The organism is Streptomyces sp. NPDC005263 (assembly GCF_042872365.1).
Lineage (GTDB): Bacteria > Actinomycetota > Actinomycetes > Streptomycetales > Streptomycetaceae > Streptomyces.
In genome coordinates this window covers 240,478-261,162 of sequence record NZ_JBIAKJ010000006.1, presented here as the reverse complement: position 1 = coordinate 261,162, position 20,685 = coordinate 240,478, and the positions used below count along the sequence as shown (strand labels likewise).

The window sequence follows — 20,685 nt, the reverse complement described above, 5'->3', positions numbered from 1 at the left end:
CGGCCCCACCGGATCTGACGTATACGACGAGGTGAACGCCCGTCACCTGCCCCGCTCGGCTCATCCACGCCGAAGGACCGCCTCGCCGGTCACCGGAGCGACTCGCCGAGGCGCCCGGTAGGGAATGATGGACGACCGTGCCGCGTGATCACGTGACCGGACATCAGCTGCCGGCAACAGGCCGGGCCGGCCGCGCGGGAACCTGCGCGCGGGCCGGCCTGTTCGCGGTGCTCGGTACCGTGCTCGCGACCTTCGGCCACCACGCGATCGCCGAGGGCACGGTGCCCTGGCGGTCGGCGGGTGCGATGGCGGTGGCCCTGTTCGCGGCCGTCTGGCCACTGGCGCGCCGTCGCTACACACCGGCCGCGACCGTCGCCTGCACACTGGCGACGCAGGGCCTGCTGCATCTCGTGCTGTCCTTGACGGACGGCGACATGCGGACGGGCATGCCCGGGCACACGGCGCACACCGGGCACGGCACGGAGGTGGCCGGTGACGGCCACACCTGGCATCACGCCGGCGCGGCGATGACGCTCGTCCATGTGGTGGCCGCGCTGGTGGTGGCCTGGCTGCTGCAGCGGGCGGACGCCCGGATGACGGCCGCGCTCGACGCGCTCTCCACGCTGGCCAGGGCGGCCGTGGAGGCCCTCGCTCAGGCGCTGCGGCGGCCGGTCAGCGGCCCCGGCAGGCTGGTGTCCGCGCTGCCCGGCCGCGGGCCGGGCTCCTCCTTTGAGGCAGCGGCACCCGCCTGGGACGACGTACTGGAGCACTCGGTGGTACGCAGGGGACCACCGCCACGGGAGCACCTCCGGTCCGTCATCCGGTCCCCGCGTCCAGGGGGCCGTTCTTCCCGTACCCGCAAGGAGTCCCCCTGTGTCCATGTCCATCCGCTCGGCTGCCCGCGTCGGCCGTCGCGCAGCTCTCGCCGGTGCCGCCGCGCTGACGGCCACCCTCGCCCTGGCCGCGCCGGCCGCCGCGCACGCGGAGGTCGAGGCTGACACCTCGCAGGCCCTCGCCGAGAACGTCACCCTCAGCTTCGTCTCCGAGGCCGAGTCCGACTCGGCGGGCTTCACCGAGGTGCGCGTCGTGCTGCCCGAAGGCATCGCTCCCGGGGACGTGACGCTCGACGAGGCCCCCAAGGGCTGGAAGCTGAAGGCAACCGGCGACGGCTACAGCGTCGCCGGTCCGGCCCTGAAGACCGGCGTCGACGCCGAGCACAAGATCAAGGTCCGTCAGCTGCCGGACGCGAAGGAGATCGCCTTCAAGACGGTCGAGACCTACAGCGACGGAGAGGTCTCCCGCTGGATCGAGCTGCCGGGCGGCGGTGCGGAGCCCGAACAGCCCGCGCCGGTCCTGAAGTTGAAGGCGGCGGCGCCGGGTGCCAAGCCGGTGAGCCCGAGCCCGAGCGCGACGGAGAGCTCGGCGGGCTCCGAGGCGCCCGAGCCGGGCCCGTCGGCCACCGTGTCCGGGGCCTCGGCCGAGGCCAAGGACACCGACACCGAGGCCGCGGAGACTGACGACGACAGTTCGACCGGCTTGATCATCGGCGGGGTTCTCGTGGTGCTGGCCGTTGTCGGTGGCGGTGCGTGGTGGCTGGTGCGCAGGCGCGGCGCGTCGTCCGGGAGCTGACCGCTCGAAGGCGGTGGCGACGCCGGTCGGTCCGAACGTTGTCGGGCCGGCCGGCGTCGTAGCAGTAACCGTCGTCGAAAGGGGCCCTCATGACCGCCGTACGCTCTCCCGCTCGGTTCACCTCCGCCGCACTGCTGCTCGTGGGACTCGCGGGGCTCCTGGGCTCGACTGCCGCCTGCGGGAACGAGGCGGCGACGCCGCCGGGCTCCGAAGCGGAGCCCGCCCCGATGACCGTGGAGCCGCACAGCGAGTCCTCCTGGGAGGAACCCGCCTCGTACGCGTACACACTGACGTCGAGTGAGGGGGAACGGGCCCTGATCGGGGCCTTCCGGGTGACGGTCCGGGACGGGGCGGTGGCCGAAGCGGTCGGCCTCGACGACAGCGGCCGGCGGGTGGTGCGGCGACTTCCCGATGAGGTCCCCACTCTCGGCAGGCTGTTGGACGAGCTGAAGCGGGCGCGGCACGACAAGGCGGACGTCGCCGAGGCTCGGTACGCGGCGGACGGCCACCCGGTGCGGATCTTCCTGGACTGGGAGACGAACGCCGTGGACGACGAGGCCCTGTATGTCGTCAGCGCCTACGAAGTCGCGCGCAAGCAGCGACATCGGTGACGTCCGCTCGTGACAGGGTGGGAGGGTGGCTACCTTGCTGATCGTGCATCACACGCCCTCACCGAACTGCCAGGCGCTTTTCGAGGCCGTCGTGGCCGGTGCCACGCACCCGGAGATCGAGGGCGTCCGCGTCGTGCGGCGGGCCGCGCTGGCCGCCACGGCGTCCGACGTGCTCGCCGCCGACGGGTTCCTGCTCGGCACACCGGCGAACCTCGGCTACATGTCCGGCGCGCTGAAGCACTTCTTCGACCAGGTCTACTACCCGTGCCTCGATACGACGCGGGGCCGCCCGTTCGGCTACTACGTGCACGGCGGCAACGACGTCACCGGGGCGGTCCGCGGTATCGAGGCGATCACGACGGGCCTCGGCTGGCGACGGGCCGCCGAGGCCGTGACCGTGACGGGCGAGCCCGGCAAGGCGGACATCGAGGCGTGCGGGGAACTGGGCGGCACGGTCGCCGCGGGGCTGATGGACTGACCGGCCGACGGGCTGACCGGCTGACCGGCTGACGGATGACCGCCGCGGGTCAGCCCTGTCAGCCCTCGATTCAGGCCGCCATCAGCCCGCCATCAGCGTGATCTCCTGCTCCGCGGTCGCGTGGAACACCGGCAGCGGCAGGCCGCCCTGCGGGTGCAGCTCCATCAGGGTGACCTCGACGTGCGCCGCGCCGAGTCTCGGCGGACTCAGCAGCGGCCTGCCGCTGTTCTGCCAGGGGTGCTCCGCGCCGTCGCACACCGCACGGGTGCCGCCGATGCTGTGGCGGATGGGTGAGGAGGCCTGGTCGACGGACGAGCTCACGAGCACCGGGCCGGTGCCGGGGGTGCAGCGGTAGGTGCCGGAGAGGGTGACGGTGCCGTCGGACGCGATCCGGCCGGTCGGGTCGACCGTCACCGTTTCGGACGAGTCGGCGGGGGCCGGGTCGCCGGGGGCCGGGTCGGTGGGGACCGGGGCGGCGAAGGCCGCGGGCGCGGCCAGCAGGAGCAGTGCGGCACCGGCGGCGGTGCCGAGGGCATGGCGCACGGACATGAGAAGACCTCCTGGGTCGGGTCTCCCACTGGTACCGGTCCCACTCGTCCACATCCGTGATCGTCACCCCTTCGGTGGCGAGTTGGATCCGAGGGTCGTCAAACCGTCCGGGTGTTGTCCGCGTGTTGTCACGCTTCGCGGCGAGCTGTTCCGGTGAGTTCACTCCGGGAGGATGGTCTGTCCATACGGACCCGCTCTGATGGTCCTACCGACGTGGAGGTGCGCCATGTGTTCCCACCAGCCCTCGACCCACCCCGCCGGCAGCCCTGCCCCGCACGTCGTCGCCGCCCACCCCGAGCAGGGCTGGAGCCTGCTCTGCGACGGCTCGATCGTCTTCGACGACACCGGCGAGCTGCTGCCGGACGGCCGGATCGTCGCCCCGCACCGGGTGCCTGTCGAGCGGCTGACGATCGCCGCCTGACGACTGGTCGGCGCGGGCCCCGCAGGCCCTCGCAGGCCTCACGGGCGGCTACGGCAGCACGGCGAAGCCGTCGAGTTCCACCGTCGCCTGCTCGTCCCACAGACGTACCACCTCCACGACCGCCATGGCCGGATAGTCCCGTCCCGCCAACTCCCGCCAGATGCGGCCCAGTTCGGGCGCGTGGGTGCGGTAGGCGACGACGTCCGTGGCGTAGACGGTGACGCGGGCCAGGTCGGACGGGGTTCCGCCCGCCGCCCGCAGCGCGGTCAGCAGGTTGGTGAGCGCCCGCTCGAACTGCTCGGGCAGGCTGTCACCGACGACCTTGCCGTTGACGTCGAGAGCGGTCTGGCCCGCCAGGAACACCGTCCGGGACCCGGTGGCGACGACCGCGTGGGAGAAGCCGGTGGGCGGGGAGAGTTCGGGCGGGTTGACGCGCTCGGCTGTCACCTGTCCTCCAGACTCGCGTACAACTCCTTGGCGATGATGCCGCGTTGGACTTCGCTCGCGCCCTCGTAGATCCTCGGGGCGCGTACCTCGCGGTAGAGGTGTTCGAGGAGGTGGCCGCGGCGCAGGGCGCGGGCGCCGTGCAGTTGGACGGCCGCGTCGACGACGTACTGCGCGGTCTCGGTGGCGAGCAGTTTCGCCATCGCCGCGCGCCGGGGGACGTCCGGTGTCCGCTCGTCGTACGCCGTCGCCGCCGCGTACACCATCAGGCGGGCCGCTTCGGTGCGCAGGGCCATCTCGGCGACCCGGTGGGCGACCGTCTGGAGGTCCCGCAACGTGCCGTCGAAGGCGTTCCGTCGGGCGGTGTGGTCGAGTGTGGCGTCGAGGGCGGCCTGTGCCATGCCGACCGCGAAGGCGCCGACGCTGGGACGGAAGAGGTTGAGGGTGTTCATCGCGACCCGGAAGCCGCGGTCGGCCTCGCCGAGGACGTCGTCGGCCGTCACCGGGACGGCGTCGAAGTCGAGGCTGCCGATGGGGTGCGGCGAGAGCATGTCGAGGGGGGTGCCGGTCAGCCCCGGCCGGTCGGCGGGGACCAGGAAGGCGGTGACACCACGCGCTCCGGCCCCGGGGGTGGTGCGGGCGAAGACGGTGTAGAAGTCGGCCTCGGGGGCGTTGGAGATCCAGCACTTCTCGCCGGTGAGCCGCCAACGGGCGGGGCCGTCGGGCTCGGCGTCGAGGGAGGCGGCGGGTCCCTCGTGGGCGGCCCGGTCCGGCCCCTCCCCCGGCTGTGCCCGCAGCGACAGCGCCGCCGCGTCCGACCCGGCCCCCGGCTCGCTCAGGGCGAAGGCCGCCACCGCGGTGCCGTCGGCCACCCTGGGCAGCCAGCGTTCGCGCTGGGCCGGGGTGCCGTGGGCGTGGACGGGATGGGCGCCCAGGCCCTGGAGGGCGAGCGCGGTCTCGGCCTCGGTGCAGCCGTAGGCGAGGGACTCCCGCATCAGGCAGAGGTCGACGGCGCCGGAGGTGAACAGGCGGGCCAGCAGGCCGAGTCGGCCGAGTTCGGCGACCAGCGGACGGTTGACGTGACCCGGTTCGCCCTTCTCCGCGAGGGGACGCAGCCGGTCCGCGGCCAGGGCACGCAGCTGGGCGCCCCACGCGGTCCGTACTGGTTCGAGCGAGAATGCGGGCATCGCCGGTCCCCTCTCCCCCGCGGCTGCGCGGTCCTCTCCCGACGGTATCGCGAACCGTTGACTGTCGTCACCAACACGATACGCTCGTTGCGCGAACCCGCCCGGGATGCCCACCACCGATGCCCACGAGGCAAGGGGGCGAACCGTCTTGAACCCCTCGGCCCATGTCGACACCTTCGCGCGCGACCACCTCCCGCCCCCCGACCAGTGGCCGGAGCTCTGCTTCGACCTGCCGGAGCTGGACTACCCCGAGCGTCTGAACTGTGCCGCCGAACTCCTCGCCGGGCAGGCCCCGGACCGGCCGGTGTTCCACACGCCCGCCGGGGAGACCTGGACGTACGGCGATCTGCGCGCCCGCGTGGACCGCATCGCGCACACCCTCACCCGCGACCTCGGGATCGTCCCCGGCAACCGAGTCCTGCTGCGCGGCCCCACCACCCCCTGGCTGGCCGCCTGCTGGCTGGCGGTCCTGAAGGCCGGCGCGGTCGCCGTCACCGCGCTGGCGCAGCAGCGGCCGCACGAGCTGAGCACCATGTGCGAGATGGCCCAGGTGCGGCACGCCCTGTGCGACACCCGAGCCCTCGCCGACCTCGTCGGGGCCGGGATCCCGGGGCTCAGGATCACGGCGTACGGCGGTGACGCCCCCGACGACCTGCTGCGCCGCAGGACGCCGGAACAGCCGTACGACGCCGTACGGACCGCGGCCGACGACGTCGCGCTGATCGCCTTCACCTCCGGTACCACGGGCCGCCCGAAGGGCTGTATGCACTTCCACCGGGATGTGCTGGCGATAGCGGACACCTTCTCGCGCCACGTGCTGCGGCCACACCCGGACGACGTCTTCACCGGCAGTCCCCCGCTCGGTTTCACCTTCGGGCTGGGCGGCCTGGTGGTCTTCCCGATGCGGGCCGGCGCGAGCGCCCTGCTCCTGGAACAGGCGGGGCCCAAGCAGTTGTTGCCCGCGATCGCCGCACACCGGGTCTCGGTCCTGTTCACCGCTCCCACCGCCTACCGCGCGATGCTCGGCGACCTCGACGGGTACGACACCTCGTCCCTGCGCCGGTGCGTCTCCGCCGGCGAGAACCTGCCCGCCGCCACCTGGCGGGCCTGGCGCGAGCGGACCGGCCTCGGCATCATCAACGGCATCGGCGCCACCGAACTGCTGCACATCTTCGTCTCCGCCGCCGACGAGCGGATCAGGCCGGGGACGACCGGAGTTCCGGTACCGGGGTGGTACGCGCGCGTGCAGGACGGGGACGGCGAGCCGGTGCCCGACGGCGAACCCGGACTGCTGGCCGTGCGCGGGCCGGTCGGCTGCCGGTATCTCGCCGACCCGCGGCAACGGGAGTACGTGCGCGACGGCTGGAACCTCACCGGCGACACCTACGTCCGTGAGCCCGACGGCTACTTCCGGTACGTCGCCCGCGCCGACGACATGATCATCTCGGCCGGGTACAACATCGCCGGACCGGAGGTCGAGGACGCCCTGCTGCGGCACCCGGACGTGGTGGAGGCGGCGGTCGTGGGCCGGTCCGACGAGGCGCGCGGGCAGATCGTGGTGGCGTACGCCGTCCTCAAGGAGGGCGCGGACCGGGACACCGAGGCGTTACGGGCGTTCGTCAGATCCGAACTGGCGCCCTACAAATGCCCTCGCGAGATCGTCCTGCTGGACGCGCTGCCGCGCACGGCGACCGGCAAACTCCAGCGGTTCAGGCTGCGCACCGCGTCCGGCGACGAAGGTGACACCCTTGGTGACCAGCTGTGATGGCGACGACCTAAGATGATCAACGTGTCCGACCAGCATGCACCCCGGTCTCTCATCGTCACGCTCTACGGCGCCTACGGCCGCTTCGCGCCAGGCCCGGTACCCGTCGCCGAGCTGATCCGGCTGCTCGCCGCGGTCGGAGTGGACGCCCCCTCCGTACGCTCGTCGGTGTCCCGGCTCAAACGGCGCGGGCTGCTCCGCCCGGCGCGTACCGCGCAGGGCGCCGCCGGATACGAACTGTCACCGGAGGCCCGCCAGTTGCTCGACGACGGTGACCGGCGTATCTACGGCACCCCGTCCGAGCAGGACGAGGGCTGGGTGGTCGCGGTGTTCTCGGTGCCGGAGCCGGAGCGGCAGAAGCGGCATGTGCTGCGTTCCCGTCTGGCCGGTCTCGGCTTCGGCACGGCGGCGCCCGGCGTGTGGCTCGCCCCCGCGCGGCTGTACGAGGAGGCCCGGCACACCCTGGAGCGGCTGCGTCTGGATCCGTACGTCGACTTCTTCCGCGGCGAGCACCTCGGCTTCGCACCGACCCTGGAGGCGGTCACCCGCTGGTGGGACCTGGCCGCGATCGCCAAGGAGCACGAGGCGTTCCTCGACGACCACGCCGGGGTGCTGCGCGACTGGGAGCGGCGCACGGACACCCCGCCCGAAGAGGCGTACCGCGACTACCTCCTCGCCCTGGACTCCTGGCGCCACCTCCCCTACGCCGACCCCGGCCTGCCGGCCTCGTTGCTGCCGGAGGGCTGGCCGGGTGGCAGGTCGGCGGCGGTGTTCCGGGGACTGCACGAGCGGCTGCGCGACGCGGGGGCCGGGTTCGCCGGGGTGCGCGCCGAGGGTGCGTGAGCCACCGGACGAGATCCGCCGCTTCCGCGCCGCCGCAGCGGAACGTCCCGCTTCAAGTCCCCATGTTCAGGCGGGGCTTGGGGGCCTCCTCGGACCGTCCTGTCCTTGGCCGGCGGCTGCCCGCCCGATAGGGCGCCGGCCAGCGGACGCCAGGCCCGTCGTATCCCTGCTCGGCGGCCGCGTGCAGCGTCCAGTGCGGGTCGTAGAGGTGCGGGCGGGCCAGGGCGCACAGGTCCGTACGCCCGGCCAGGATCAGCGAGTTGACGTCGTCCCAGGAGGAGATCGCGCCGACCGCTATCACCGGGACGCCGGCCTCGTGGCGGATCCGGTCGGCGAACGGCGTCTGGTACGACCGCCCGAACTCCGGCCGTTCGTCGGCCACCACCTGACCGGTCGAGACGTCGATCGCGTCGGCGCCGTGCGCGGCGAAGGCCCGGGCGATCCCGACGGCGTCCTCGGCCGTGGTGCCGCCCTCGGCCCAGTCGGTGGCGGAGATCCGGACGGTCAGGGGCTTCTCCTGCGGCCACACTCCCCGTACGGCGTCGAAGACCTCCAGCGGGAAACGCAGTCGCCGCTCGAGTGGGCCGCCGTAGGCGTCGGTGCGCAGGTTGGTCAGCGGGGAGAGGAAGCCGGAGAGCAGATAGCCGTGGGCGCAGTGCAGTTCGAGCAGGTCGAAGCCCGCGCGGGCGGCCCGTCGGGCGGCTGCGGCGAACTGCTCGCGGATGTCGGTCAGTTGGGCGCGGGTGAGGGCACGGGGCGTCTGGCCGGAGGGCTTGTACGGGAGCGGGGACGCTGCCACCAGCGGCCAGTTGCCGTCCTCCAGGGGCTCGTCCATGCCCTCCCACATCAGCCTGGTCGAGCCCTTGCGCCCGCTGTGGCCGAGCTGCACGCCGATCGCGGTGCCGGGCGCCTGCGCGTGCACGAAGTCGGTGATCCGTTTCCAGGCCTCGGCCTGCCTGCCGGTGTACAGGCCGGTGCAGCCGGGCGTGATCCGCCCCTCGGGGGACACGCACACCATCTCGGTCATCACCAGACCGGCCCCGCCCAGTGCCCGGGCCCCCAGGTGGACGAGGTGGAAGTCGCCGGGGAGGCCGTCGGTGGCCGAGTACATGTCCATGGGCGAGACGACGACCCGGTTGCGCAGGGTCAGACCGCGCAACCGGAACGGGGTGAACATCGGAGGCGTCGCGGGCGGGCAGCCGAACTCGCGCTCCACGGACTCGGTGAAGTGGGCGTCGCGCAGACGCAGGTTGTCGTGGGTGACGCGGCGGCTGCGGGTGAGCAGGTTGAAGGCGAACTGGCGGGGCGGCTGGTCGAGATGGAGATGGAGGTTCTCGAACCACTCCAGGCTGGCGCGGGCCGCGCGCTGGGTGGAGGCGACGACGGGGCGCCGCTGCGTTTCGTAGGCCGCCAACGCCCGTTCCAGTGACGGCTGTTCCTCCAGGCAGGCGGCGAGAGCCAGCGCGTCCTCGACGGCGAGCTTGGTGCCGGAACCGATGGAGAAGTGGGCGGTGTGGGCGGCGTCGCCGAGGAGCACCAGGTTGCCGTGCGACCACCGCTCGTTGACCACCGTACGGAACGTGGTCCAGGCCGATCTGTTGGACCTGAGCGGCCTGCCGCCCAGCGCGTCCGCGAAGATCTTGGCGCAGCGCTCCACGGACTCTTGCTCGTCGAGGTCCGCGAACCCGGCGGCCCGCCACACCTCCTCCCGCATCTCGACGATCACGGTGGAGGAGGCGGCCGCGTACGGATAGGCGTGCAGTTGCATCACGCCGTACTCGGTCTCGGCGATCTCGAAGCGGAAGGCGTCGAAGGCGAAGTCGGCGGCCAGCCAGACATAGCGGCAGCGGTGGGCGGCCACCTGGGGCCGGAACACGGGGGCGTAGGCCTCGCGGGTGGTGCTGTGCACACCGTCGGCGGCGATGACGAGGTCATGGGTCCCTACGAGCCGGGCCGGGTCCGGCGCCTGGGAGCGGAACCGCAGCTCCACCCCGAGCGAGCGGCAGCGCTCGTGCAGGATCTCCAGGAGCCGGCGTCTGCCCAGGGCGGCGAAGCCGTGTCCCGTGGAGGTGTGGCGGGTGCCTCGGTGGACGATGTCGATGTCGTCCCAGCGGACGAAGTGCCGTTGCAGGGCCTCGTGAACGACCGGGTCGGCGTGTTCTATGCCGCCGAGGGTCTCGTCGGAGAGGACCACGCCGAAGCCGAAGGTGTCGGTGGGGGCGTTGCGTTCCCAGAGGGTGATTCTGCGGGTGGGGTCGAGGCGTTTGAGCAACGCGGCCGCGTAGAGGCCGGCGGGGCCGCCGCCGATGATCGCTATGCGTCGGGGGTGATTGATCGCCGTCGGCGGGTGCCGGTTCATGGAGGCTTGTCGCCCGGTTCCCCGCGGCCCTGAGGTACGTGCCCCTGAGGTACGTGCCCCTGAGGTGGGCATCACCGGCCCCGCCACTTCGGTGGTCGCCTTTCCGTGAACGCCGCGTGGAACTCGGCGTAGTCCTCGCCGTTCATGAGCAACGCCTGGGTCGAGGCGTCCAGCTCCACCGCCGCGGCCAGCGGCATGTCCAGTTCGGCCGTCAGCAGGGCCTTGGTCTGGGCGTACGCGAGGGCCGGGCCCTCGGCCAGGCGGTGGGCCAGGGTCCGTGCGGCCTCGTCCGCGTGGCCGTCCTCCGCCAGTTCGCTGATCAGGCCGATGCGCTCGGCCTCCGGCGCCCGCACCGGCTCTCCCAGCATGAGCAGGCGGGTCGCGTGGCCGAGGCCGACCACCCTGGGCAGCAGATAGGCGGCGCCCATGTCGCCGCCGGAGAGTCCGACCCGGGTGAAGAGGAAGGCGAAGCGTGCCGTGGGGTCGGCGACCCGGAAGTCCGCCGCCAGGGCCAGCACCGCGCCCGCGCCGGCCGCCACCCCGTGCACCGCCGCGATCACCGGGAAGGGACACTCCCGTACCGCCCGCACCACCTGTCCGGTCATCCGGTTGAAGTCGAGGAGCTGGGCGGTGTCCATGGCCAGGGTGGCACCGATGATCTCGTCGACGTCGCCGCCGGAGCAGAAGCCACGCCCCTGCCCCGCCAGCACCAGGGCGCGCACGGACCGTTCCCGGGACAGCTCGGCGAGCAGGTCGCGCAGGTCGGCGTAGGCGCCGAAGGTGAGCGCGTTGAGTTTGTCGGGGCGGGCCAGGGTGACGGTGGCGACACCGTCGGCGAGGTCGACGCGGAGGTGCTCCCAGCGCGGGGTGCGGGCGGCGGAGCCGGTGAAGGGACTCACGAGGTGCGGCCTCCTCGTTCGAGCGGCGGGCACTGCCTCCGGAGCTCTACCCGTTGAGGCTGTCACTCATTCGTGACTGTCGTCATGAGTACGCGATACGCCGCGATATGCCACCGACTTGGACGCGAACCTTCCGGATGACCCGGCGCCGTCACAGCCGTCACGGATCGTCCACATCCCGGTAACGGTGGGAGCAGCCGTGCGAGGCGGGACGTTCACCCGGGTAAGCCGCCCAGCAGTGGGGCCGACGGTCCCGCACGGTGCCCGTCGGAAGCCTCCGCCAAGCGCGCCGCTACCATTCATCAGGTTGAAAGCAGGACAGCCTGCTCATGAACGGAACCGCCTTGCACGAACGCCCCTCCGCCCCGGCCTCCGCCTCCTGGCGTATCGCGCTGCCGCACTCCGCCGCGGCGGTGCCGGTGGCCCGAGCCCTGGTGCGCACCGCGCTGGCCGAGCTGGACCACGGGGCGGACAGCGACACCGCGGAGCTGCTGACGGCGGAGCTGGTGGCGAACGCCGTGGAGCACACCACCGGGGACGCGCCGATAGAGCTCGTGGTGGAACTGCTGCCGACCGGTTGCCAGGTCGAGGTGCACGACCCGGACCCGGCACCGCCCGGCAATCTCACCCGCCCGTTGGACATCGAGCCCGATCCCTGGCAGGAGCACGGGCGGGGCCTGCTGCTGATCCGCACGCTCAGCTCGTCCTGCGGTCACCGCCCGACCGGGTCCGGCAAGGCGGTGTGGTTCAGGCTGCCGGCGATGCCGGCGATGCGGCGGCCGGTGGAGTAGGAGCGGACACCGCTCGGACTCGCGAGCTCCGCTCAGGCCAGCGTGGCGACGAGGACCGCCTTGATGGTGTGCAGCCGGTTCTCCGCCTCGTCGAAGACGACCGAGTGGGCCGACTCGAAGACCTCGTCGGTCACCTCCAGGGACTGCAGCCCGTGGGTCTTGAAGATCTCCTGCCCGACCTTGGTGCCGAGGTCGTGGAAGGCGGGCAGGCAGTGCAGGAACTTCACGTCCGGGTTGCCGGTGGCACGCAGGACGTCCATGGTCACGGCGTACGGGGAGAGGGCGGCGATCCGCTTGTCCCAGACCTCCGTCGGCTCCCCCATGGAGACCCAGACGTCGGTGGCGACGAAGTCGGCGCCCTGGACGCCCTCGTCGACCTTCTCGCTGAGGGTGATGCGGGCACCGCTGGTCTCGGCGAGCTCCCGGGCACGGCCGATGACCTCGTCGGCAGGCCAGTACGCCTGCGGGGCGACGATCCGGACGTCCATGCCGAGCAGGGCACCGGTGATCAGGTAGGAGTTGCCCATGTTGAAGCGGGCGTCGCCGAGGTAGGCGAAGGCGATCTCGGTCAGCGGCTTGGCGGTGTGCTCGGTCATCGTGAGCACGTCGGCGAGCATCTGCGTGGGGTGCCAGTCGTCGGTCAGACCGTTGTACACGGGCACGCCGGCATAGGCGGCCAGCTCCTCCACCTTCTGCTGACTGTCCCCGCGGTACTCGATGCCGTCGTACATCCGGCCCAGTACGCGCGCGGTGTCCTTCACGGACTCCTTGTGCCCGATCTGCGAACCGGAAGGGTCGAGGTAGGTCGTGGAGGCACCCTGGTCGGCGGCGGCGACCTCGAACGCGCAGCGGGTACGCGTCGAGGTCTTCTCGAAGATCAGCGCGATGTTCCTGCCGCGCAGGTACCGCGTCTCGGTCCCGGCCTTCTTGGCGGCCTTCAGCTCGGCGGCCAGCTCGATCAGGCCGCGGAACTCCTCCTCGGTGAAGTCCAGCTCCTTGAGGAAGTGGCGGCCGGCGAGGGCGGTCGGGACTGTCGCCATGGGGGCGTCTCCAGAGGTGCAGTGACAGGGAACCCTCGGAAGTCTATACGACCTTTAGCATTTTTATACAGATGCCCGCACGTGCATACGGCACTGCGTCTGTACGGCGCCGCGTTCGACCTATACCTATACGGCACTCCGTTCGACCGGGCAGCTCATGCAGCGCGGGCCGCCTCTGCCGCGCCCCAGCTCGCTGCCCGGGATCTCGATCACCTCGATGCCCTGTTTGCGCAGGTGGGTGTTGGTGGTGGCGTTGCGTTCGTAGGCGACGACGACGCCCGGCTCCACGGCGAGGACGTTGCAGCCGTCGTCCCACTGCTCGCGCTCGGCGGCGTGCACGTCCTGGGTGGCGGTCAGTACCCGGATCGCGTCCAGCCCCAGCGCCGCGGCGATCGCTCGGTGCATGTGCTCCGGCGGATGGTCGGTGACCTTGAGCTCCTTCTCGCCGACGCCCGGTTCGATGGTGTACGAACGGAGCATGCCGAGGCCCGCGTACTGGGTGAAGGTGTCGCCGTCGACCATCGTCATCACCGTGTCGAGGTGCATGAAGGCACGGCGCTTGGGCATGTCGAGCGCCACGATCGTTTGCGCGGACCCGGCGTCGAACAGCTTGTGGGCGAGCATCTCGACGGCCTGCGGGGTCGTGCGCTCGCTCATGCCGATGAGCACGGCGCCGTTGCCGATCACGAGGACGTCCCCGCCCTCGATGGTGGACGGGTAGTCGGCCTGCCCCTCGGACCAGAGTCGGAACGTCTCTTCCCTGAACAGCGGATGGTGCCGGTAGATCGCCTCGAAGTGCACGGTCTCCCGTTGCCTGGCCGGCCAGCGCATGGCGTTGATGGAGACGCCGTCGTAGATCCAGGCCGAGGTGTCCCGGGTGAAGAGGTGGTTGGGCAGCGGGTCGAGCAGGAACTCGTCGAGTTCCATGACGTGGAAGCGCACCGAGGTCGGCTCCTCGTGCGCGTCCAGGAACTCCCGCTTGGTCATGCCGCCGACGAGTGCCTCGGCCAGTTCGGCCGCGGGCAGGGTCTCGAACACCGCCCGCAGGTGGTCGGTGGCGAGGACGCCGTACTCCTTCTCGTCGAAGACCCGGTCCAGGACCAACTCCCGGGCCGCCGGGATCTCCAGGGCCTCGGCGAGCAGGTCACCGAAGAGGTGCACGGCGACCCCGCGGTCGCGCAGCACGTCGGCGAACCCGTCGTGCTCCGCGCGGGCCCGGCGCACCCACAGCACGTCGTCGAAGAGCAGGGCGTTCTTGTTGCTGGGGGTGAGCCTTTTGAGCTCCAGATCCGGCCGGTGCAGGATGACGCGGCGCAGCCGCCCGGTCTCGGAGTCGACGTGGAATCCCATGCCTCCATCCTGACCAACCGCGGACGCGTTCACCCGTTCGTCGGGCGTTTCGGAGATGTCTTGTTTTCGTCGAATTGACGACAAACGGGAGCGCGTGCGCGGCCCGGTCAGCCGCTCGGCAGGGGGGCGAGCAGTTCCGGCCGGGCCAGCATGCGGCGGGCGGCGCGGCCCGGGTCCAGGGCCGCTCGGGCGACGATCCAGCCCGCCAGGGCGTGCGGTTCGGCCGGGTCGGCGGTCAGTTCGTCGGCGTACCGGGCGAGGGCGGCGGCCGGGTTCCCGGCGGCGAGGTGCTCGTCGCCGGTGTGCGGGGCGGTGGGGCGGGTGGCGAAGGCGTGGGTGCGGACGTCCGGCCAGGGGGCGCGGTCGGGGCGGAAGCGGGGACCGTCCGGCCCGTACCCGGAGTCGGTCACGGGGACCACGTTGCGCAGCCGCCACTCGGTGCGGTGCAGCGCGGCGGCCGTACGGGCCCGGGCGAGGGAGGACTGGGGGACCCGCTCGCGCAGCCAGCCGTCCAGGGTGCGGGCGAGGCCCGACACCAGGGCCCGGCCCTGCGGGGTGAGGCTGCCCTCGGCGAGCAAGGTGCGGACCACCAGACGGCTCTGCAGCCGGCGCAGGGCGAAGTGGTAGCCGGCGAGCTCGGTCGCGCCGTCGTCCGGCGCCCCTCTGCGGTCGTCCCGCGCGGCCGCCAGTCGGTCCCGCCAGAAGCCCGCGACGCCGGTGAAGGCGTAGGCGCCGTGCAGCAGACCGGTGAGGTGGCGCGGGTCCGGACGCCACGGGGCGTAGTAGCGCTCCCGCCGGTCGTCGTCGAGCAACGGGAAGAGATGCAGCAGCGCGGCCAGCTTGCTGTGCTGGAACTCGTGGACGAGCGTCTCGGCGAGCGCGGGCGCCGAGGAGGGACGGGAGATCACCATGGCGCCGAAGGAGTCACCGCTGGACGCGGAGACCCGCACGGACGGCGGAGGGGGCGGCATGGTGCTGGTCCTGCCCCAGGGCACGACGGCGCGGATCGCGGCCGGGTCGAACCGGCCGGGCCCGGTGCCGCCCGGCTCGGCGAGCAACGCGACAGCCTCCTCGAACAACCGCTGCCATTCCTCAGCCTCGTCCTGGTCCAGCCGGGCCGACGGCAGCGGGTCGTCGAGGTCGCGGTAGGGGTCGAGGTCGTCGAGCGGGATGGCGACGGATCCGGTGGGGGTGGAGTGGGTGAGCGTGCGCAGCGGCAGCCAGGAGGCGTACGGCTGCCCTGGGCCCGCGAGGTCTTCCCGGGCCGGCGCCGCGAACCGATGTCCTGGGTCTCCCCCGCCCCCCAGTGGCTCGGTGGCCGGACGCAGGGTCAGCGTCCTGGTGCCGCCGTCGCGAGCCGGTCCGGCGAGGGTCAACAGTCCGTCGTCGGCGCCGGCCCGCCCCACCGTCAACCCGTCTTCGGCGTCGGGGAGTTGGACCAGACCGAGTCCGGGGAGATACAGGCCCCCGTCGGCGAGGGGGACCCTGAGCTCGGAGCGGGTACCGGCGTTCAGGGACGCCGCCACGGCCAGGGCGCACAGGTGGCCGGCCTCCGCCCACAGCGGCGGGCCGGTGGCCGTGCCGTGGATGCGGCGCAGCAGGTGGGCGATCCAGCCGCCGGTCGCGGGGGCGAGCAACAGCCGGTCGACCGGCTCGGGTGCCCGCGCCGCCGCCTCCTTCAGGGCGTGCCAGGCCTCGGCGGCCGGGGTCAGCGGCGTGGGCAGCGTGCCGAGCCGGTCCAGCAGCGTGCGCAGGAGCAGCAGTCGGCGCGCGCGTTCCGCCCGTGCGAGAAACTCGACGGCAGCCTCGGAGCCGCCACCTGCGGCCAGTTCCTCGAAGACCCCTCCCGGCATCCGGAACGGGGCGGGGCGCGGCTCGCTGGACATTCCCGGGAACCTCCGTGTGTGGGCGGGCATACGGGGACCCGGCCGGGCCCTGCCGTCGAAGCGGGCGATCGGCTATTCGGCGCGAGCTCCGCCGCCGGACTCACCCCCGCCCTTGACGCTGCTCCGGGGGCGCAGGACCTCCTCCAGAAGGCGCGCGGTGGGGCCGAGCGGGGCGAGCCCGTCCACGGCAGTCAAGGGCAGTGCCGCGACGTCCGCCAGATCCGACTCCCATACGTCGGCCCCGGCTGGGGCGGCCGACTGACGTACCGCTGCCTCGGCGTGGCGCAGAGCGGACGGCTGGTCCAACAAGATGGTCCCCCTTCTCGCACGGTGGCACGCGATGCCCCGTGGCCGTGTCCCATTTCCATCATGGCCATTCCGGCCCGGGTCGAAAACCGTACGATCACGCCACTGGATCATTTCCGATCGCGGGGCCGCCTCACCGAGGCCGCGAACTCACGCAGCGCGACGCCCAGTTCGTCCTTGCGTCCGGGGTCGTCGTCGATGGCGACCACCGCGTCGAACAGTTCCCACAACGCGTCAGGGTGGTGCCGGGCCAGCCAGTTGAGCATGCCGGCGGCGTCCGTGCGGGCCCTGGTGTTACGGGGCAACATCGCGGTGACCCGCGGGTCGAGCGTGGCGACCACCGTCTGCCGTTCGACGGGATCGCGCATCAACGGGTAGGCCAGCAGGGCCTCCACGGCCCGCTGCAACGGCGAGACCGGACGCGTCCCGGCGGCCGGACCGATCGGGGCCAGGTACTCCGTGCGCCCCGGGCTGCGCAGCTGGATCTCGGGATGCTGCAGAGTACGGCCCGCTTCCCTGAGGGCCGCGATGCGTGCCCGTACGGCCGGAAACAGTTCCTCCGGATCGGGCGGGGCGGGCAGGAGGGCGGCCCGGTCGGCCAGCAGGGCGAGCAGGACCTCGGAGAACAGCCCGGTGGCGCGCACCGGGTCGTTGGCGGCGGCCCGGCCCCGCCCGGCGGCCCGCAGCACGGTCTGGCGGTGGACGAGGTCGGGCCGCCCCACGGGTAGCGCGTCCGGCGGCAACTGCTCCCGGAAGGCGAGGTCCTCCTCGAAGGTCTCGCAGGCGTCCACGATCCACAGCTGCTCGGCGAAGCCGGGCACGGCGTCCCCGGTGTACCGGGCGAGCGCCGAGTCAAGGTCGATGCCCAGTTTGTCGGTGGCGTGGGCGTCCGCGCAGAACAGCCGCAGCCGCCCGGCCCGGTCGAGGACGCCGTGCCCGCCCCACCAGACCCAGAGGATGTCGCCCTGGGCGGCGGGCAGTTCGCGGACGAGGACCCGGCGCAGGGTGGCGTGGTCGGCGGGCAGGTGGGGGACGTCGGGGACGTACGGCGGCAACGGGGCGAGGTGGAGGCGGAGTTGGGTGTCCGGTACCCCGGCCGCCCGCAGCAGCCGGTGGAAGGCGACGGCGTCCCGGGCGGGCCCCGGCAGCTCCCAGCCGGACCCGGCCTCGTACGTCTCGACGCCGACGATCAACGCGTGCACCCGGGCGGGATCCACCCGCGGAGGCAGCGCTCCCCCCAGGGGACCGTGGCCGTTCACGGCAGCCGGTCCACGATGTGGCGGTACACCTCGGGGTTGGTCCAGTAGGCGCTGTGCGCGGCGGGGAACGGCTGGCGGCTGTCGACCGCGATGTCGGTGACCCGGCCGGGGAAGAGGCCCGCGCCGACATAGGAGAGCAGGTCGCGCGGGTCGTACAGGTTGAGCCAGGGGGGAACGTGGTCCGGCAGTGGGGCGGGGTGTTCCAGCGTGGGCAGGGAGCCGGACTCGTACAGGAAGGGCCCCTGGGAGCCGGCCGTCACCAGGAGGCGGACCTGGGGCAGTGGTGCGGCGATCAGGGTGTCCAGGGCGATGATGCCGCCGAGGCTGTGGCAGACGAGGACCACGGGCGGCTCGAGCCCCGTGACGAGGGTGCGCAGGTCGGCGCGGACCGCCTCGCCGCGACTGAGGTAGCGCAGGATGTCCGCGGCGGCGGGGTGGGCGGCCTCGGTGAGGGCGCGGCGACGGCGCACCAGCGCACGGGAGGCGGCCGATCGGGCCGTCCGCAGCAGCAGGGAGCGCAGCCCGCGTTCCGTGCCCCGGGGCGGTGCGCCGAGGGCTTCGGCGAGCCGGTCGGCGACCGCGTCACGGGTGTCCCCGACCGGGACGAGCGGCGCGTCGGCGTCCAGCAGGTCGGCGACGATCCGGGCGGTCAGGCTGCGGGCGGCCAGCACCGCGAGGTCGTCGGGGTCGAGGGCGTCGGCGGCGGGGCCGAGCAAGGGATGGGCGGCCAGGCCGGTCGCGGCACGGGCCAGGCCGGGGCCCAGCTCCGCGGCGGGCGCGTCTCCTTGCGCGGCGAGCGCGGCCAGCCGCGCCTGCAGCCGCTGCTGCGGCGGTACGGAGCCGGGCGGGCGCTCGACGACGGGCGCGGTGCCCGCGGCGGCCAGGGCCAGTTCGGCGTACGGGTCGGCGTAGAGGGCGGCCCAGGCGCCGGTGTCGTCGTCGCCCTGGGATGCCGCCGGGGTCTCGGCGAGCCCGCGTACGGTGCCGCCGGGGTGCGCCGGAAGGCTGGCCCCGCCTGCGGCGAGCGTGGCGCCGTGCGCGTCCGCCCAGTAGTAGGGCACGATGCGAAGTCCGTCGCGCAGTGCGGTCAGACCGGCCGCCACACGACCCGCAAGCCTTGAGAAATCCGGTTCGCGCACCCCTGTGCCATGAATGAAGACGAGCGCCGTCATGTGCCCCCCGTGACACCCGTGCAGCCTTGTGTACGACTTCCGTCAGGACGTCAAGTTACCAGTATCATAAGGAAGTTGGGGTCGAGCAAACGTGCGAAGACCCTCCATCGGCCGGTCCCCGGCCTCAGGTGAACACAGGGGGACTCCGTGAGCCCTGATTCGATGGTCATGCACTTCGTGGGTGCGTCGGCGCTGATTCTGGTGGCCGCGCACGGGGCCGGGTGGCTGGCCCGGCGCCTGAAGCAGCCCTACATCGTCGGGCAGTTGACGGCGGGCATAGCTCTCGGCCCGTCCTTGCTCGGCAGTGTCGCACCCGGCGCGTACGAGGCGTTGTTCCCGGCGGGCATCTCGCCTGCGCTGACCGGGTTGGCCCAGTTCTCCCTCGTGGTGTTCCTGTTCGCGGTGGGCTACGAGCTCGATCTGAAGCTCCTGGGGGCCCGGGCGAGCACGGCGGTGACCGTGGCGCTGGCGGCCTTCGTGGTGCCGATGGCAGTGGGCAGCGGCTGCGCGCTGCTGTTCCGGGACCAGCTGGCCGACCTGGGAATGCCGAGGCATCTGACCCCCGGCATGGTGGTGTTCGCCGGGGTCGCCCTGTCGATCACGGCGGTGCCCGTGCTGACGGCGATAGTGCGTGAGAACGGTCTGTCCCGGACGGTGCCCGGGGTGGTGGCGGTGTCCGCGGCCGGTCTGCTCGACGTGATCGGGTGGACGGTGCTGGCCGGGACCATGCTGAACAGCGATCACTCCGGGATCGCGCTGGGCTGGCCGTGGCGGGCGCTGCTCGCGGCCGGCTTCACCGCGCTGATGCTGGTGGGGGCCCGCCCGCTGCTGCGCAGGCTGCTGTGGGGGACGCGGGCGCGGATGGAACCCTCGCTGAGGCTGGCGCTGCTGGTCGGTTTCGCCCTCGGGTCGGCGTGGGTGACCCACTCCCTCGGACTGCACGTCATCTTCGGCGCGCTGCTCGCCGGGGTGGTGGCGCCGCGCGAGGAGGGCGGGACGCTGGACCCGGACCTGCTGCGGCCCCTGCACGACGTCAGTTCGCTGTTGCTGCCGTTCTTCTTCGTCGTCTCCGGACAGTCCGTCGCCCTGAACAACATGACCGCCACGGGGTGGGTCGCCCTGCTCGTGGTGACGTTCCTGGCGGTCACCACGAAGATCGGCAGCGGGACGGCGGCCGCCCGCCTGAGCGGACTGGACCGGGACGACGCGCGGACCGTGGGGGTGCTGGTGAGCGCGCGGGGCCTCACCGAGCTGATCGCCCTCAACGCGGGCCTCCAGGCGGGCCTGCTGAGCGAGCCCCTCTACACGGTCCTGGTCTTCATGGCACTGGCCACGACCCTGCTCACCCAGCCCCTGCTGCTCCTGGTCGGCCGACTCGCCGAACGGCGGCAGGCGAAGGGGACATCCGAGACCCCGGCCGTCCAACACCCCCAGGACGGAACGCCGACAACATCGGTGGCGGACCTGAGCTGACCGACGGCGGCGTCTGCGAGTCGGGGGCGGTATCGCCCCCGACTCAAGGGGCGCGGGGAACTGCGCGACCAGCCCCCCACCGGCCCGCAGGGAATCCCGCACCTGACGCCGACCCGCCACCCGGCACCCGGCACCCGGCACCCGGCACCCGGCACCGCCGAACGGGCTTACCCCAAGCGTCGACCGCCCGTCCCCCGCCGGGACCCCGGCAGGGGACGGGCGT

The 20,685-nt window shown here is 72.7% G+C and carries 20 protein-coding genes; 9 read left to right on the top strand and 11 right to left on the bottom strand.

Annotation, left to right across the window (positions count from 1 at the left end; genetic code table 11):
* Window positions 1-152: 152 nt before the first annotated feature.
* The 4 genes from ACFYRY_RS27160 (at window position 153) to ACFYRY_RS27145 (ending at window position 2,718) form a co-directional block, all read left to right on the top strand.
* Window positions 153-998, top strand: coding sequence for a hypothetical protein (locus ACFYRY_RS27160; RefSeq protein WP_389150842.1), 846 nt, complete (start codon window positions 153-155; stop codon window positions 996-998).
* Window positions 880-1,629, top strand: coding sequence for a DUF1775 domain-containing protein (locus ACFYRY_RS27155; protein ID WP_389150839.1), 750 nt, complete (start codon window positions 880-882; stop codon window positions 1,627-1,629). Before ACFYRY_RS27160 ends, ACFYRY_RS27155 begins: the two co-directional genes overlap by 119 nt.
* Before the next feature lie 89 nt (window positions 1,630-1,718).
* Window positions 1,719-2,240 (top strand): DUF6174 domain-containing protein, encoded by a 522-nt coding sequence (locus ACFYRY_RS27150; RefSeq protein ID WP_389150836.1) that lies wholly within the window; start codon window positions 1,719-1,721, stop codon window positions 2,238-2,240.
* A 25-nt stretch (window positions 2,241-2,265) separates the two neighbouring features.
* On the top strand, window positions 2,266-2,718 hold the full coding sequence (locus ACFYRY_RS27145) for a flavodoxin family protein (protein WP_389150833.1): 453 nt from the start codon (window positions 2,266-2,268) through the stop codon (window positions 2,716-2,718).
* 81 nt (window positions 2,719-2,799) lie between these two features.
* Here the strand turns inward: ACFYRY_RS27145 and ACFYRY_RS27140 are convergent, their stop codons facing one another.
* Window positions 2,800-3,267 (bottom strand): DUF6299 family protein, encoded by a 468-nt coding sequence (locus ACFYRY_RS27140; protein WP_389150831.1) that lies wholly within the window; start codon window positions 3,265-3,267, stop codon window positions 2,800-2,802.
* Window positions 3,268-3,493: 226 nt separating this feature from the next.
* On the opposite strand from ACFYRY_RS27140, the gene ACFYRY_RS27135 reads away from it, so the two are divergent.
* Window positions 3,494-3,688 (top strand): DUF5999 family protein, encoded by a 195-nt coding sequence (locus ACFYRY_RS27135; protein ID WP_389150829.1) that lies wholly within the window; start codon window positions 3,494-3,496, stop codon window positions 3,686-3,688.
* Window positions 3,689-3,736: 48 nt separating this feature from the next.
* Here ACFYRY_RS27135 and ACFYRY_RS27130 read toward each other — a convergent pair whose 3' ends face one another.
* Together ACFYRY_RS27130 and ACFYRY_RS27125 are read right to left on the bottom strand one after the other, a co-directional pair.
* Window positions 3,737-4,135: a RidA family protein gene (locus tag ACFYRY_RS27130; protein WP_389150826.1), complete on the bottom strand. Its 399-nt coding sequence runs from the start codon at window positions 4,133-4,135 to the stop codon at window positions 3,737-3,739.
* Window positions 4,132-5,319, bottom strand: a complete 1,188-nt coding sequence (locus tag ACFYRY_RS27125) for an acyl-CoA dehydrogenase family protein (protein WP_389150823.1) — start codon at window positions 5,317-5,319, stop codon at window positions 4,132-4,134. The genes ACFYRY_RS27130 and ACFYRY_RS27125 overlap by 4 nt, the downstream gene beginning before the upstream one ends.
* A 148-nt stretch (window positions 5,320-5,467) precedes the next feature.
* Here ACFYRY_RS27125 and ACFYRY_RS27120 point away from each other — a divergent pair, with 148 nt between their 5' ends.
* Both ACFYRY_RS27120 and ACFYRY_RS27115 read left to right on the top strand, forming a co-directional pair.
* A complete protein-coding gene (locus tag ACFYRY_RS27120) occupies window positions 5,468-7,084 on the top strand; it encodes an AMP-binding protein (RefSeq protein WP_389150820.1) in 1,617 nt (538 codons plus the stop codon).
* A gap of 15 nt (window positions 7,085-7,099) precedes the next feature.
* Complete coding sequence (locus ACFYRY_RS27115; protein WP_389150818.1) at window positions 7,100-7,927, top strand: PaaX family transcriptional regulator C-terminal domain-containing protein; 828 nt, start codon at window positions 7,100-7,102, stop codon at window positions 7,925-7,927.
* 52 nt (window positions 7,928-7,979) lie between these two features.
* On the opposite strand, the gene ACFYRY_RS27110 is transcribed toward ACFYRY_RS27115, so the two are convergent.
* Both ACFYRY_RS27110 and ACFYRY_RS27105 read right to left on the bottom strand, forming a co-directional pair.
* On the bottom strand, window positions 7,980-10,286 hold the full coding sequence (locus tag ACFYRY_RS27110) for a bifunctional salicylyl-CoA 5-hydroxylase/oxidoreductase (protein ID WP_389150815.1): 2,307 nt from the start codon (window positions 10,284-10,286) through the stop codon (window positions 7,980-7,982).
* Window positions 10,287-10,357: 71 nt separating this feature from the next.
* Window positions 10,358-11,185, bottom strand: a complete 828-nt coding sequence (locus ACFYRY_RS27105; RefSeq protein WP_389150812.1) for an enoyl-CoA hydratase family protein — start codon at window positions 11,183-11,185, stop codon at window positions 10,358-10,360.
* A 329-nt stretch (window positions 11,186-11,514) separates the two neighbouring features.
* On the opposite strand from ACFYRY_RS27105, the gene ACFYRY_RS27100 reads away from it, so the two are divergent.
* On the top strand, window positions 11,515-11,976 hold the full coding sequence (locus ACFYRY_RS27100; RefSeq protein WP_389150809.1) for an ATP-binding protein: 462 nt from the start codon (window positions 11,515-11,517) through the stop codon (window positions 11,974-11,976).
* 32 nt (window positions 11,977-12,008) lie between these two features.
* Here ACFYRY_RS27100 and argF read toward each other — a convergent pair whose 3' ends face one another.
* The 6 genes from argF to ACFYRY_RS27070 all read right to left on the bottom strand — a co-directional run bounded on the left by argF (window position 12,009) and on the right by ACFYRY_RS27070 (window position 18,920).
* Entirely contained in the window at window positions 12,009-13,016 is a 1,008-nt protein-coding gene (gene argF / locus ACFYRY_RS27095) for an ornithine carbamoyltransferase (RefSeq protein ID WP_389150806.1), read from the bottom strand.
* Window positions 13,017-13,142: 126 nt separating this feature from the next.
* Entirely contained in the window at window positions 13,143-14,366 is a 1,224-nt protein-coding gene (locus ACFYRY_RS27090; RefSeq protein WP_389150803.1) for an arginine deiminase, read from the bottom strand.
* A gap of 107 nt (window positions 14,367-14,473) precedes the next feature.
* Complete coding sequence (locus ACFYRY_RS27085) at window positions 14,474-16,252, bottom strand: aKG-HExxH-type peptide beta-hydroxylase (RefSeq protein WP_389150800.1); 1,779 nt, start codon at window positions 16,250-16,252, stop codon at window positions 14,474-14,476.
* Between the two features lie 72 nt (window positions 16,253-16,324).
* Window positions 16,325-16,561 carry a hypothetical protein gene (locus tag ACFYRY_RS27080; RefSeq protein WP_389150797.1) on the bottom strand — a complete coding sequence of 79 codons (237 nt, stop codon included), beginning with the start codon at window positions 16,559-16,561 and terminating at the stop codon, window positions 16,325-16,327.
* A 107-nt stretch (window positions 16,562-16,668) separates the two neighbouring features.
* Window positions 16,669-17,817 carry a caspase family protein gene (locus ACFYRY_RS27075; RefSeq protein WP_389150794.1) on the bottom strand — a complete coding sequence of 383 codons (1,149 nt, stop codon included), beginning with the start codon at window positions 17,815-17,817 and terminating at the stop codon, window positions 16,669-16,671.
* Window positions 17,814-18,920 carry a hypothetical protein gene (locus ACFYRY_RS27070; RefSeq protein WP_389150791.1) on the bottom strand — a complete coding sequence of 369 codons (1,107 nt, stop codon included), beginning with the start codon at window positions 18,918-18,920 and terminating at the stop codon, window positions 17,814-17,816. The genes ACFYRY_RS27075 and ACFYRY_RS27070 overlap by 4 nt, the downstream gene beginning before the upstream one ends.
* Before the next feature lie 216 nt (window positions 18,921-19,136).
* Between ACFYRY_RS27070 and ACFYRY_RS27065 the strand changes: the two genes are divergently transcribed.
* Complete coding sequence (locus tag ACFYRY_RS27065) at window positions 19,137-20,462, top strand: cation:proton antiporter (RefSeq protein ID WP_389150788.1); 1,326 nt, start codon at window positions 19,137-19,139, stop codon at window positions 20,460-20,462.
* The last annotated feature ends 223 nt before the right edge of the window (window positions 20,463-20,685 follow it).

Bases quoted from the DNA above. Each gene is read 5' to 3' on its own strand.
- ACFYRY_RS27100 (WP_389150809.1), top strand. From the start codon at position 11,515: ATGAACGGAACCGCCTTGCACGAACGCCCCTCCGCCCCGGCCTCCGCC.
- ACFYRY_RS27110 (WP_389150815.1), bottom strand. From the start codon at position 10,286: ATGAACCGGCACCCGCCGACGGCGATCAATCACCCCCGACGCATAGCG.
- ACFYRY_RS27125 (WP_389150823.1), bottom strand. From the start codon at position 5,319: ATGCCCGCATTCTCGCTCGAACCAGTACGGACCGCGTGGGGCGCCCAG.
- argF (WP_389150806.1), bottom strand. From the start codon at position 13,016: ATGGCGACAGTCCCGACCGCCCTCGCCGGCCGCCACTTCCTCAAGGAG.
- ACFYRY_RS27140 (WP_389150831.1), bottom strand. From the start codon at position 3,267: ATGTCCGTGCGCCATGCCCTCGGCACCGCCGCCGGTGCCGCACTGCTC.
- ACFYRY_RS27150 (WP_389150836.1), top strand. From the start codon at position 1,719: ATGACCGCCGTACGCTCTCCCGCTCGGTTCACCTCCGCCGCACTGCTG.
- ACFYRY_RS27085 (WP_389150800.1), bottom strand. From the start codon at position 16,252: ATGTCCAGCGAGCCGCGCCCCGCCCCGTTCCGGATGCCGGGAGGGGTC.
- ACFYRY_RS27155 (WP_389150839.1), top strand. From the start codon at position 880: ATGTCCATCCGCTCGGCTGCCCGCGTCGGCCGTCGCGCAGCTCTCGCC.
- ACFYRY_RS27115 (WP_389150818.1), top strand. From the start codon at position 7,100: ATGATCAACGTGTCCGACCAGCATGCACCCCGGTCTCTCATCGTCACG.
- ACFYRY_RS27135 (WP_389150829.1), top strand. From the start codon at position 3,494: ATGTGTTCCCACCAGCCCTCGACCCACCCCGCCGGCAGCCCTGCCCCG.
- ACFYRY_RS27090 (WP_389150803.1), bottom strand. From the start codon at position 14,366: ATGGGATTCCACGTCGACTCCGAGACCGGGCGGCTGCGCCGCGTCATC.